The sequence below is a fragment of the Stenotrophomonas sp. LC732 genome, from assembly GCF_052446685.1.
In the GTDB taxonomy this organism is placed as follows: domain Bacteria; phylum Pseudomonadota; class Gammaproteobacteria; order Xanthomonadales; family Xanthomonadaceae; genus Stenotrophomonas; species Stenotrophomonas muris.
The window spans coordinates 3,478,060-3,490,905 of record NZ_CP199214.1 but is presented as its reverse complement, the minus strand read 5'-3'; the positions used below and the strand labels follow the sequence as shown (position 1 = coordinate 3,490,905).

Genomic DNA, 12,846 nt, shown 5'->3' with positions numbered 1-12,846 from the left:
TCAAAGAATGCCCCCTGCCATGTCTGAACAACCCTCTGAATCGGCCCGCCAGGCCATCGTCCCCGACACCGCTGCCGGCCGTCGTTTCGATGCCGTCGTGGCCGAACTGTTCCCCGAATATTCGCGTTCGCGCCTGACCGAGTGGATCAAGTCCGGTGACGTCCTGCTGGACGGCGCCCAGGTGCGCCCGCGCGATCCGCTGCGCGGCGGCGAGGTGGTGACCCTCCATGTGGTGCTGGAAACCCAGACCGACGCCCAGCCGGAGGACATCCCGCTGGACGTGCTGTTCGAGGACGAGCATGTGCTGGTGATCAACAAGCCGGTCGGCCTGGTGGTCCACCCCGGCGCCGGCAACCACAGCGGCACCCTGGTCAACGCGCTGCTGTTCCGCGACCCCTCGGTGGCGGTGCTGCCGCGCGCGGGCATCGTGCACCGCCTGGACAAGGACACCAGCGGCGTGATGGTGGTGGCCAAGACCCTGGAAGCGCAGACTGCATTGGTCGAGCAACTGGCGGCCCGTGACGTGCACCGCCAGTACCTGGCCATCGTGATGGGCGCGCTGGTGGCAGGCGGTACCGCCGATGCCCCGATCGACCGCCACCCGCGCGACCGGCTGAAGATGGCGGTGCGCGAAGACGGCAAGGAAGCGGTGACCCACTACCGCCTGCGCGAGCGCTTCCGTGCGCACACCGCGCTGGAGTGCCGCCTGGAAACCGGCCGTACCCACCAGATCCGCGTGCACATGGCACACGTGCGCCATCCGATCATCGGCGACCCGCTGTACGGCGGTGCGCTGAAGCTGCCCAAGGGTGCCAGCGACGAGCTGGTGGCCGCGCTGCGCGGCTTCAAGCGCCAGGCCCTGCACGCCGAGACCCTGGAGTTCATGCACCCGATCACCGGTGAGCCGGTGCGCAATACCGCGCCGGTGCCGGAGGACATGCTGCACCTGATGAAGGTGCTGCGCGAAGACAGCGAAGCCTTCGCCGCCCGCGAGCGGGATCGCTGGTGATGGCCGCCGCGCTGCCGTTGCTGCAGGCGGACTGGCCGGCGCCGGCAGGCGTCCATGCGCTGACCACGCGCCGGCATGGCGCGGGCATTTCGCCGGCGCCGTTCGCGCAGTTCAACCTCGGCAACCGGCACGCGGCCGATGGTGATACCCCGGCCAACGTGGAGCACAACCGCCAGCTGCTGCAGGAGGGGCTGGCACTGCCCTCGGCACCGCACTGGCTGCGCCAGGTGCACAGCAGCACCGTGCTGCGCTTCACCGCGCCGCCGGTGCCCGGCACCAGCGAACCGGTGGCCGATGCCGCAGTGACCTCGGTGCCGGGCGTGGTGCTGGCGATCCTGACCGCCGACTGCCTGCCGGTGGTGTTTGCCGCGGCCGATGGCAGCGAGGTGGGTGCGGCCCATGCCGGCTGGCGTGGGCTGGCTGACGGCATGCTGGAGGCCACGGTGGCCGCCCTGCAGACGCCGCCGGCGCAGCTGCGGGCTTGGCTGGGCCCGGCTGCCGGGCCGGCCGACTACGAGATCGGCGAAGAGGTCTACCACGCCTTCGTCGGCCATGATCCGGCCGCCGGGGCGGCGTTCGTGGCCACCCGCGCAGGCCACTGGAAAGTGGACCTGTTCGCGCTGGCGCGGCAGCGGTTGCAGGCGGCGGGGATGGACCCGGCGCAGGTGTATGGCGGCACGGTGTCGACCATGGCCGATCCTGACCTGTATTCGCACCGGCGCGACCGTCGTACCGGGCGCATGGCGACCCTGGCCTGGATCGCGCCCTGACCACGCCGCTGTTCGCGCGCGTGCTGGGGCCGGCCTTCGCCACCCTGGCAGCGCCGGTGCAGGCGCTGCATGCCGCGCCGTTGCCCTGCCGCTACGTGGGGCAGGCGCGCATCGTGCGAGGGCGGCACTGGCTGGTGCCGCTGTTGGCCGCGTTGGCGCGGCTGCCGAAGGACGGCGACGCGCTGCCCACCGAAGTGGCGTTCAGTGCACGCGGGCAGGGCGAGCAGTGGGCGCGACGGTTCGGCCGCTGGCCGATGGTGTCGCGGCTGTGGGCGCACGAAGGGCTTCTGCGCGAGCAGCTGGGCGCGGTGCGCTTCGAGTTCGCGTTGCAGGCCCGCGAGGGCGGCATCGACTGGTCGGTGCGGCGGGTCTGGGCGTTCGGGCTGCTGCCGCTGCCGACGCGTTGGTTCGGCGGTGTGCGCTGCCGTGAAGCCTGGCGCGGCGAGCGTTACACTTTCCTGGTCGATGTGACGCTGCCCCGGGCCGGAGCCCTGATCCGCTATGAAGGCTGGCTCGAACCACAGTGACGGCGCCGCCGGGACTGGCAGCGCGGTGATCGTGTTCGACGGCGTGTGCGCCCTGTGCAACCGCTGGGTGCGCTTCCTGCTGCGTTTCGACCGCAAGGGGCGCTACCGTTTTGCGGCGATGCAGGGGCAGCAGGGCAGCGCGATGTTGCGCGCGCACGGGCTGGACCCGCAGGACCCGATGTCGTTCCTGCTGCTGGACGCGCAGGGCACCTGGACCGATACCGATGCCATCCTGCGTGTACTGGCCGGGCTGGACGGCGTCTGGCGCCTGACCGGCGTGCTGCGGATGGTGCCGCGCGGCTGGAGGGATGCCGCGTACCGCGCGCTGGCCCGCAACCGCTACCGCTGGTTCGGGCGGCATGATGCCTGTCATCTGCCGGCACCGGAGCAGGCTGCGCGGTTCCTGGATTGAAGAAAAAGGGGACGGAGGGGATTAAGTCGTTTGTGCACAAACGACTTAATCCCCTCCGTCCCCTTTTTTCTCAGCCTTCCAGTGCGTCCAGGTAGCTGCGCCGCCAGTGGTTGATGTCGTAGGTGCGCAGGTGCTCCATCATGGCGTGCCAGCGCTCCTTGCGCTTGCGCAGCGACATCGTCGCCGCGGTGGCGATGGCGTCGGCAACGCCATCCAGGTCGTGCGGGTTCACCAGCAGTGCCTGCTTGAGTTCGTCGGCGGCGCCGGCCAGCAGCGACAGCACCAGCACGCCCGGGTCCTCCGGGTCCTGCGAGGCCACGTATTCCTTGGCCACCAGGTTCATGCCATCACGCAGCGGCGTGACCAGCCCCACCGCCGCTGCACGGTAGAAACCGGTGAGGGTGGCATGGGTGAAGTTCTGGTTGACGTAGCGCAGCGGCGTCCAGTCCGGCTCGGCGTGGCCACCGTTGATGTGGCCGGCGATCTGCTCCAGCTGGCTGCGCAGCTGCCGGTACTCGGTGACATCACCGCGCGAGACGGGGGCGATCTGCAGGTAGGTCAGCGACCCGCGCTGGTCGGGATGGCGCTCAAGGTACCGTTCGAAGCCGAGGAAGCGCTCGGGCAGGCCCTTGGAATAATCCAGGCGATCAACGCCGATCGCCAGTTGGCGATCCCGCAGGCTGGCGCGCAGGTTCTTTACGGCGGCCTTGGTGGCGGCGGTACCGGCCTGGCGCGCGATCAGCTCGGTGTCGATGCCGATCGGGAACGCCGCCGCGCGGAAACGACGCCCGCCCGGTGCCTCCAGCTCGCCGTTGGCGAGTACCCGACCGCCGCCGAACAGGCGCAGGTAGGTCTGGAAGCGATCGGCGTCGCGCTGGGTCTGGAAGCCCACCAGGTCATAGGCGTAGAGCGCGGAGAACAACCGCAGGTGGTCGGGCATCGCCTGCAGCAGGTCGGCCGAGGGCATCGGGATGTGCAGGAAGAAGCCGATGCGGCAGCCGATGCCACGCTCGCGCAGCAGTGCGCCAAGCGGGATCAGGTGATAGTCGTGGATCCAGACGATGTCATCCTCGCGCAGCAATGGCGCGAGCTTGTCGGCGAACAGGGCGTTGACCTTGTGGTAGGTCTCGCGGGTGGCACGGTCGTAGTCGACCAGATCCAGGCGGAAGTGCAGCAGCGGCCACAGCGTGCGGTTGGCAAAGCCGTTGTAGTAGCCGTCCACCTCGCGCTTGCTCAGGTCCATGGTGACGTAGTCGATGTCACCGTCTTTCTGCCTGTGCAGCGTGCCGCTGCCGTCCTTTACCGTCTTGCCGCTCCAGCCGAACCACAGGCCGCCGCGTTCCTTCAGGGCGGCCAGCAGGCCGACAGCCAGGCCGCCGGCGCGGTTCTCGCCGGGTACGGCCACGCGATTTGAAACCACCACCAGACGACTCACGATGCCTCCTGCCAGGACCGCGACAGGCGCATCGCGGCAGTGATCAGGCCGACGTGCGAATAGGTCTGCGGGAAATTGCCCCAGGCCTCGCCGCTGTCGAAGGCCAGATCCTCCGACAGCAGGCCCAGGTGGTTGCGCTGCTTCAGCAGCAGCTCGAACATCTCGCGCGCCTCGTCCATGCGCCCGATCGCCGCCAGCGCATCGATGTACCAGAACGTGCAGATGGTGAAGCTGGTTTCCGGCTCACCGAAGTCATCTGGCGCGACATAGCGGTACAGCGAATTGCCATGCTTGAGGTCGCGGCCGATCGCATCGACGGTGGCGATGAAGCGGGCGTCCATCGCATCGATGAAGCCGATGTCGGCCAGCAGCAGGAGCGAGGCGTCCAGGCGATGGCCGCCGAAGGTATCGGTGAAGTGGCCCAGTTCCTCATTCCAGGACTCGGCCATGATGCGCGCATGGATGGTGTCGGCGCGCTCGCGCCAGTAGTGTGCACGGTCATCGCGCTTCAGGCGCACGGCGATCTTGCACAGGCGGTCGCAGGCGGCCCAGCACATCGCGCTGGTGTAGGTGTGTACCTCGGTGCGGCCACGGAACTCCCACAGGCCCGCATCGGGCACGTCATGCAGGGCGAAGGCCTGTTCGCCCAGCGGTTCGAGGCGGGCGAATGTGTGCGCGTCGCCGGGATCCTGCAGGCGGCGGTCGAAGAACAGCTGCGTGGAGGCCAGCACCACGCTGCCGTAGACATCGTGCTGGCGCTGCACCCAGGCCAGGTTGCCGCGGCGTACCGGGCCCATGCCGCGGTAGCCGGACAGGCTGGGCACTTCGTCTTCGTCCAGCTTGGCTTCAAAGCCGATGCCATACAGCGGCTGCAGCGTGCCGTCGGTGGTGGCCAGGTTGAAGATGTAGCCGAGGAACTGTTCCATCGTGCGCGTTGCGCCGAGACGGTTCAGCGCCCGCACCACGAAAGCTGCGTCACGCAGCCAGCAGTAGCGGTAGTCCCAGTTGCGCACGCTGCCGGGTGCTTCCGGAATGGAGGTGGTCATCGCCGCGATGATCGCGCCGCTGTCCTCGTACTGGCACAGCTTCAACGTGATCGCACTGCGGATGACCGCGTCCTGCCACTCCAGTGGAATGGACAGGTAGCGCACCCATTCGCGCCAGTAGTCGCGGGTGCGCTGGAAGGCTTCCTGCACGTAGCCGCTGATCGACCGGTTGAGCGACTCATCCACGCCCAGGATCAGGTGGATGGGATGGTTGAGCACGAACGGCAGGCCATCGCGCACGAAGCGCACTGGCACATCGGTGGTCAGCCGCAGCACGTGCTCCGGCAGGATCCAGCGCACATGGTTGCTGCCCCAGGTCGACTCTGGCACGCGTGCGCCCCAGTCGGCCAGCGGGCGCGCACGCACGGTGATGCGCGGGCTGCCGGCCAGCGGACGCACCTGGCGGATCAGGCTGACCGGCCGGTAGAAGCGGTCGTTCTGCCGCCAGCGGGGGGCGAAATCCAGGATTTCCAGTTCGCCGCCGTGCGCGTCGCGGAGCACCGTGCGCAGGATCGCCGTGTTGGTGAGGTATTCCTGCTCGCTGCTGGCGAAGTCTTCCAGCTCGATGGCGAAGTCGCCACCGGTCTGCTGGTTGGGGCCGAGCAGCGCACAGAAGGTAGGGTCGCCGTCGAAGGTGGGCAGGCAGCTCCAGACAACGCGGGCACGTTTGTCGACCAGGGCGCCGAAGCTGCCGTTGCCGACCACGCCCAGATCAAGATCGGGTTGGGTCATCACGCGGTACATCTCGGTTGCGGCCGTGGGGGTTGGCCGGGTCAATAGGCATTCTCACGCAGCCAGGCGTGCACGCTGCGTATGTCGGGCAGCGCGAACACCGCCGCGCTGGGTTCACGTTCACCCACCAGCACGCTCCAGCCATGCTGGCTGTTGGCGGCATCGAAGCCGAATTCATCGGTGAGGTCGTCACCGAGAAACACCGGCAGGCGGCCGCGGAAGGGCAGGTACTGCATCATCCGGCGCACGGCACGGCCCTTGTCGGTGCCGACGGGCACGAACTCGACCACATGGTCGCCGGGTTGCAGGCGGTAACTGGCGCGGCCCCGCACGTGGCGATCGGCGAAGGCGCGCACATCACTTGCCGCGTGCGGCGCACCGCGCCAATGCAGGGCCAGGCCGACGCCCTTGTCTTCCACCAGCACGCCGGGATGGCCGTGGGCAAAGCGCATCGCCTGCTGGTGCAGCGCGTGCAGCCACTCGGCGGTGTCGTCGTCGTGTTCGTCGCGCAGCACACGACCATCCTCGCCGCGCAGTTCGTGCCCATGCAGGCCGGCGGCAGGCAGCTGGAGGGGAGCGAACAGCTGGTCCAGCTGTTCAAGCGGTCGGCCACTGACCAGTGCCACGGCGCCTTCCAGGCGGTCACTGATGCGGCCGATGGCTTCGCGCACATCCGGCAGGAGCTGCACGGCATCCGGTCGTGCAGCGAATTCGATGAGGGTGCCATCGACATCGAGGAACAACGCACAGGCGTCGTCCAGCAATGGCGGTGGCGGACGCAGGGGGAGCGGTTCAGCCATGACGACCAGCCTGCCAGCCTGAGCGTGTACGTGGGGTCGAGGGCAGGCTGCGGATCAGCTTCGGTGGGTGCCGACCGTTGGTCGGCACGGCAGGTCAGCCTGCATCCAGCCCAAACAGCGCGGACCAACGGTCCGCACCCACCCAATGCGATCAGAACGTATAGCGGACGCGGCCGTAGTAGTACGCGCCGTTGCTGCCGATCGGCGACAGCACGTCGTACGGCAGGTTGCCGAAGTAGTGGATATCGCTGTTGGATCGATCCGGGTAGTTGTCGGTCAGGTTCTGGCCACCGATCGCCACGCTCCATTGCGGGGTGATGCGGTACTCGACTTCGGCATCCAGCTGCCATTCGGCCTGGTAGGTCTGGCGCGGGATGTAGCCATCACCGAAGTTGAACACCCGGGTGGCGCTGCCGTAACGGTTCACGCGGGTGCTCAGCGACCAGTGGTCGTTGCTCCAGGCGGCCGAGAAGCTGCCACGCGTGCGCGGGGTGGCATCGGTCAGGGTGTTGGTCTCCTCGATGCCGAACAGTACGTAGTCCGGGTTCAGCGCGCGCAGCTGCGCCGGCGTGGCCAGCACATTCTTCAGCGTGGTCTTGGTGTAGGCGTAAGTGCCGGTCAGCAGCAGCTGGCCATCGCCCAGCGACTGCCGCCAGTTGCTTACCAGCTCGGCGCCACGGGTGCGGGTATCGGCGGCATTGACGAAGAAGCTGGCGCTCTGCAGGCCACTGACGCCGTAGCTGGCGGCCACGTAATCGGTCAGCGCATCGCCGGTGATGCTCTCCGACAGCGCGATGCGGTCGTCGATATCGATCTGGAAGAAGTCCAGCGACAGGTCGAAATGCTCGCCGATGCGGCTGGTGAAGCCCAGCGAGGTGTTGATCGACTTCTCCGGCTTCAGGTTCTGCGCACCCAGGCCACGCGCGATCGGATTGTTGACCGACAGCAGCCGGCCCTGCACCAGCTGGCCGCCGGCGTTGTAGCCGGTGGAGGTGGATTCGTAGCCGATCTGCGCCAGCGACGGAGCGCGGAAATTGTTGGAGATGGCACCGCGCAGTGCGAACGCCGGGGTGAATTCGTAGCGCAGGCCGAGCTTGCCGGTCAGTTCGCCGCCAAAGTCGTCGTTGTGCTCGTAGCGCGCGGCCAGGTCGGTGGAGAACTTCTCGCCGAACTGGCTGGACAGGCTGGCATAGGCGCTGGCCACGTCGCGCGACAGGGTGGCGGCGTCCTGTGGGGTCAGGCCGCCACCGGCCTGCGAGCCGGTCGGGCGGTCGGTGTACGGGCCCGCCGCATAGCTGGCCGGGTCGCCGGGGCGGGTCTGGTAGCGCTCATGGCGCGCTTCCACGCCCAGGCCCAGCGTGTGGCTGATGCTGTCGCTCTGGGTGAACACGCGGCTCAGATCGAGGTTGCCCACGGTCTGCGCGTACTCGTAGTCGGCGGTCTTGAAGCGGGTCGGGCTGGTCGGGCCCAGCGACGCGTTGAGCGACTCACGCAGGCGGTAGGTGAAGTCGTTCTGGCCGTAATCCAGGCTGCTGTCGTAGCTCCACTCGCCCCACTGGCCGCGCACGCCGGCCACGGCCTGTACGTCGCGGTTCTCGCCTTCGGAGATCGGTCGGTATCCGTTCGGATAGACCTGCTTCCAGTTGGCATCGCCATCGGGATAGCGGAAGTAGTTGGCGCCTTCGGTGTCGCGCTGGTTGAAGGTGCCGAACGCGTAGAACGTTGAGGTCTGGCCCACCGGAATCTCGGTGTTCAGCCACAGGTTGATGTCCTTGCTCTTGCCATCGCCCAGCACATAGTTGCGCTTGCCCTGCAGCGCCAGGTTGTCCGGCGTCTGGTCCCACGGTGGAATCTGGTCAAAGCCAGCGCGGTTGGTGCCGTTGCGGTGCTTGTATTCCAGGCCGACGCGCAGGAAGCCGCCGTCTTCGCCCAGCGAAGTGCCGACCTTGGCGCTGATGTTGCCGGTCTGGCCATCGGTGAGGGTGCGGCCGATCGGCTTGAGGTCGGTGTGGTTGGCACCGTAGCTGGCCTCGATCTCGCCGCCGTCGCCGCCGTTGTCGAGGATCACGTTGATCACGCCGGCCACGGCGTCCGAGCCGTAAAGCGCACCGGCACCGTCGCGCAGCACTTCGATGCGCTTGATCGCGCTGACCGGGATCGCATTGAAATCGACCGGGGTGGTGCCCTTGCCGATCTTGCTGTCGGTGTTGACCAGCGCGGTGTGGTGGCGGCGCTTGCCGTTGACCAGCACCAGCACCTGGTCGGGGGACAGGCCACGCAACTGTGCGGCGCGTACGTGGTCGGCGCCACCGGAGTTGGATTGGCGCGGGAAGTTGAACGACGGCAGCAGCGCCTGCAGCGCGCTGCCCAGTTCACCGTTGACCACGCCGGCCTTGCGGATGTCCTCGGCGGTGAGCACATCCACCGGCGAGGTGGATTCGAGCACGGTGCGATCGGCGGCGCGGGTGCCGGTGACGATCACGGTGTCCAGGTTGGTGGCGTCCTGGGCCAGGGCCGGGATGGCAGCGGAGGAAAGCGCGAGGGCGATGGCGAGGCCGAGCGGCGACGCGGGCAGGCGGGCGGACATGGAGGGCTCCAGCAACAACGACGACGGGGAAGGGGGAGATAGTTTCACTTACATCCATCCGGATGAAGCGATATATTATCTTCGCGTGATGGCCGGTGCCGATGCAAGTCCCTGCCGGTCCGGCATGAGCTGATGCCCGGTTGGCATCAGCACGCCGGGCCAGTGGCGCTGTACGCTGCCGGCTCGCCCTGTTCCCCTTCCCCGGAGCTGTACCGATGAAACACCTTGGCCTCGTCTTCGCCGTGCTGCTGGCCACCAGTGGCTGCGCCAGCCTCTCTTCGCAGGCGCCCAGCGCCTATGCCACGGCCACCACCGCCGAACTGAAGGGCGATGCCGCGCGTCCGTCCGCCGGCCACGGCTGGGTGCGCAGCGAGCTGTACTTCGGCGTAGGCGAAGAGCAGGGCGCCGGCAACCGCCCGCAGGCCGACACCATCAGCGAGGCGCAGTGGCGCACCTTCCTGGACAAGGAAGTGACCCCGCGCTTTCCGGATGGCCTGACCGTGTTCGATGCCTACGGCCAGTGGCTGTTCCGCGGTGATGCCTCGCCCAACCGTCTGCGCACCAAGGTGCTGGTGGTGCTGCACGAAGACACCCCGCAGCGCCGTGCCGATATCGAGGCGATCCGCCTGGCGTGGAAGCAGCAGACCAAACATCAATCGGTGCTGTGGTCGCGGCAGCCGGTCGAGGTATCGTTCTGAGTGGAAGGTGCCGCCGAGGTGCCGCAGGGAGCAATGATGAACTACAGGGAATGCATGCTGGGCCTGGCATTGGCAGGCGTACTGGCACCGACGGCGCAGGCGGGTGGGGACGACGGCGAAACGCTGCGCTTCCAGGTGGCCGCGCATGTGCAGGCGCATGCCGATCCGCAGCAGGACGGCAGCATCGCGGTGCAGCTGTCACCGTCAGGCAAGCGCCAGACGCTTGAGGGCGCGGCCGATGCCGACGGCAATTCGCGATGGTCGCTCGAAGATGTCGATTTCGATGGCTACCCGGAACTGGTCGCGCGCGCCTCGGTGGGCATGGTCAACGAAGCGGTGACCGTGTACCGCTTCGATCCGGCCAGTGCCGGGTTCCGCGCGCTGCAGGCCGATACCCACGGCAAGGACAGTTGCGGTGACCTCATGGGGCTTACGGTCGACCGTCCGAGCCGCACGCTGACCAGCAGCTGCCGCAGCGGCCCGATGTGGTACACCGATCAGTACCGGTTTGCAGGCGCGAAGCTCTATCTGTACCGCGCCGAGAGCGTGCTGATGCTGGGCGATACGTTGAACGCCGCGCTGCAGTGGGAACAGACCGGCGAGCAGGGCCCGCTGGCGGTCTGGCGCACCTATGATGCCGCCGGCCGGGTGCTGGAAAGTGCCATCGCCGATGGCCTGGGTGCACCGCCGGATGGACCGTTGCGTGGCCAGCAGGCCACCGTGGTACCCGCGCGGCTGTTCCTGTTCGATCGACCCGGCGCATCCAGCACCAGGCGTTACCTGGTGCAGGGAGACCGCGTGGAGATGCTGGATGAACGGGATGGCTGGGTGAAGCTGCGCTACCGCAACCCGAAGCAGGGCGCGGTGGAGGGCTGGATCAACGTCAACGATTGACTCGATCTCCGCCGGTAGTTTGCCTATCGAGGTGATGTGCGCCTTGCCCACGGAGGCATCACTTCTTCGGGTCTAGCCTCGGATGCTCTCCCCTCGAGGATGTATCCGATGAGCAAGCGCGTTGCCGAGATCGTTGTCGATACCCTGCAGCAGGCGGGCGTCCGCCGCTGTTACGGCATCGTTGGCGATACCTTGAATCACGTCACCGATGCCCTGCACCGCAGTGAAATCGACTGGGTACATGTACGCCACGAAGAAGTGGCCGGCTTCGCTGCCGGCGCCGATTCGCTGGTGAGCGGCGAGTTGACCGCCTGTGCGGGTTCTTGTGGTCCCGGTGGCCTGCACTTCATCAACGGCGTCTTCGAGAGCAATCGCAACCGTGCACCGATGGTACTGATCGCCAGCCAGGTGGTGACCAGTGAGCTGGGCATGGAATTTCCGCAGGAAGTGGACTTCAAGGCGGTGTATGCCAGTTGTTCGGTGTTCTGCGAGCAGGTGCACAGCCCGGAGCAGGCGCGGCGCGTCGTGGCCCTGGCCTGCCAGGCCGCGATCAGCCGCCGTGGCGTGGCGGTGGTGATCCTGCCGGCCGACATCAGCCAGGCCGAGGTGAAGCACGATGTGCCGTTCTCGGTGCACTACACCCAGCCGGTGCTGCGCCCGTCCGATGCCGAGCTGCAGCGCATCACCGAACTGCTGGGGCAGGGCAAGCGCATCGGCATCTATGCCGGTGCCGGTTGCCAAGGCGCGCACGCGCAGCTGCTGGAGCTGGCCCGGCGCCTGCAGGCGCCCATCGCGCATACCTCGCGCGCCAAGGATTTCGTCGAGTCGGACAACCCGTACAACATGGGCATGACCGGCATCTTCGGCATCGAATCCGGCTTCCACACGCTGATGGAGTGCGACACGCTGCTGCTGCTCGGCGCCGATTTCGCCTGGGGCCAGTTCTACCCGGACAAGGCCACGATCATCCAGGTCGACCGCGATGGCAGCCACCTCGGCCGCCGCCACCCGGTGAACCTCGGCGTGGTCGGTGACATCGCACCGACGCTGGACGCGCTGCTGCCGATGCTGCCGCCGCGCGAGGACAGCAGTTTCCTGGACGAGTGCATCGGGCATCGCGACAAGGCGCTGAAGAAGCGCGAACAGGAAGAACAACCGGGCGAGGGTGAACTGATCCATCCGCAGCACCTGACGGCATTGCTGTCGAGGCATGCCAGCGACGATGCGCTGTTCACCGCCGACGGCGGTTCGCCGATGGTGTGGGTGCTGCGCCATATCCGCGTCAACGGCCGCCGCCGCACGCTGACCAGCCTGCTGCACGGCACGATGGCCAACGCGATGCCGCAGGCGCTGGGCCTGCAGAAGGCCTTCCCCGGCCGGCAGGTGATCTCGCTGTCCGGTGATGGTGGCCTGGCGATGCTGCTGGGTGACCTGCTCACGGCAGTGCAGGAGAACCTGCCGATCAAGGTGGTGGTGTTCAACAATGGTTCGCTGAACTTCGTCGAGCTGGAGCAGAAGGTGGAGGGCCTGCTGGACAACTACACCGACCTGAAGAACCCGGACTTCGGCCGCCTGGCCGAGGTCATCGGCTTCCACGGCCGCACGGTAACCCGCAGCGAGGATCTGGAGGAGGCGGTGCTGGATTTCCTGTCCCAGCGCGGCCCGGCGCTGCTGGACGTGCATACCAGCCGCGCGGAGCTGGTGATGCCGCCGCAGATCGAGGCCAAGCAGGTGGCAGGTACGGCGTTGTATGCCGCCAAGGCGGTGTTGAATGGCCGCTTCGACGACGTGAAGCATCTGCTGGTGGACAACTTCCTGAAGAAGTAGGGCGCGATGCAGGGCTGCGCCCTGCACCCGCGGTAGTGCCGGCCGCTGGCCGGCCACTCGGAAGCAACGGCGGCCATCCGTGTGGTAGGTGTCGACCTTGGTCGACACG

11 protein-coding genes are annotated in these 12,846 nt (G+C 67.5%); 7 read left to right on the top strand and 4 right to left on the bottom strand.

Features of this window, described 5'->3' with window-relative positions; all coding sequences use genetic code 11:
• The first annotated feature begins 19 nt into the window (after nt 1-19).
• The 4 genes from rluD to ACT6SE_RS16625 are packed head-to-tail and all read left to right on the top strand — an operon-like array spanning nt 20 to nt 2,718.
• Nucleotides 20-1,009 (top strand): 23S rRNA pseudouridine(1911/1915/1917) synthase RluD, encoded by a 990-nt coding sequence (rluD, locus tag ACT6SE_RS16640; RefSeq protein ID WP_014038257.1) that lies wholly within the window; start codon nt 20-22, stop codon nt 1,007-1,009.
• Nucleotides 1,009-1,779, top strand: a complete 771-nt coding sequence (gene pgeF, locus ACT6SE_RS16635; RefSeq protein ID WP_046432215.1) for a peptidoglycan editing factor PgeF — start codon at nt 1,009-1,011, stop codon at nt 1,777-1,779. The genes rluD and pgeF overlap by 1 nt, the downstream gene beginning before the upstream one ends.
• Nucleotides 1,780-1,799: 20 nt before the next feature.
• Nucleotides 1,800-2,306: a DUF4166 domain-containing protein gene (locus tag ACT6SE_RS16630; RefSeq protein WP_046432214.1), complete on the top strand. Its 507-nt coding sequence runs from the start codon at nt 1,800-1,802 to the stop codon at nt 2,304-2,306.
• Nucleotides 2,281-2,718 (top strand): thiol-disulfide oxidoreductase DCC family protein, encoded by a 438-nt coding sequence (locus tag ACT6SE_RS16625; RefSeq protein ID WP_046432211.1) that lies wholly within the window; start codon nt 2,281-2,283, stop codon nt 2,716-2,718. The genes ACT6SE_RS16630 and ACT6SE_RS16625 overlap by 26 nt, the downstream gene beginning before the upstream one ends.
• Before the next feature lie 70 nt (nt 2,719-2,788).
• Here the strand turns inward: ACT6SE_RS16625 and otsA are convergent, their stop codons facing one another.
• From otsA to ACT6SE_RS16605, 4 genes are all read right to left on the bottom strand, one after another.
• Nucleotides 2,789-4,153: an alpha,alpha-trehalose-phosphate synthase (UDP-forming) gene (otsA, locus tag ACT6SE_RS16620; protein ID WP_014648191.1), complete on the bottom strand. Its 1,365-nt coding sequence runs from the start codon at nt 4,151-4,153 to the stop codon at nt 2,789-2,791.
• On the bottom strand, nt 4,150-5,931 hold the full coding sequence (locus ACT6SE_RS16615; protein ID WP_032960733.1) for a glycoside hydrolase family 15 protein: 1,782 nt from the start codon (nt 5,929-5,931) through the stop codon (nt 4,150-4,152). Before ACT6SE_RS16615 ends, otsA begins: the two co-directional genes overlap by 4 nt.
• A gap of 41 nt (nt 5,932-5,972) precedes the next feature.
• Entirely contained in the window at nt 5,973-6,731 is a 759-nt protein-coding gene (otsB, locus tag ACT6SE_RS16610) for a trehalose-phosphatase (RefSeq protein ID WP_014648189.1), read from the bottom strand.
• A 151-nt stretch (nt 6,732-6,882) separates the two neighbouring features.
• Nucleotides 6,883-9,318, bottom strand: coding sequence for a TonB-dependent receptor plug domain-containing protein (locus ACT6SE_RS16605; RefSeq protein WP_046432210.1), 2,436 nt, complete (start codon nt 9,316-9,318; stop codon nt 6,883-6,885).
• 215 nt (nt 9,319-9,533) lie between these two features.
• On the opposite strand from ACT6SE_RS16605, the gene ACT6SE_RS16600 reads away from it, so the two are divergent.
• The 3 genes from ACT6SE_RS16600 to ACT6SE_RS16590 all read left to right on the top strand — a co-directional run bounded on the left by ACT6SE_RS16600 (nt 9,534) and on the right by ACT6SE_RS16590 (nt 12,737).
• Nucleotides 9,534-10,016: a DUF3574 domain-containing protein gene (locus ACT6SE_RS16600; RefSeq protein ID WP_005410781.1), complete on the top strand. Its 483-nt coding sequence runs from the start codon at nt 9,534-9,536 to the stop codon at nt 10,014-10,016.
• 36 nt (nt 10,017-10,052) lie between these two features.
• Entirely contained in the window at nt 10,053-10,910 is an 858-nt protein-coding gene (locus ACT6SE_RS16595; RefSeq protein ID WP_046432245.1) for an XAC2610-related protein, read from the top strand.
• Nucleotides 10,911-11,018: 108 nt separating this feature from the next.
• Nucleotides 11,019-12,737 (top strand): thiamine pyrophosphate-dependent enzyme, encoded by a 1,719-nt coding sequence (locus tag ACT6SE_RS16590; RefSeq protein ID WP_046432208.1) that lies wholly within the window; start codon nt 11,019-11,021, stop codon nt 12,735-12,737.
• Nucleotides 12,738-12,846 lie beyond the last annotated feature (109 nt).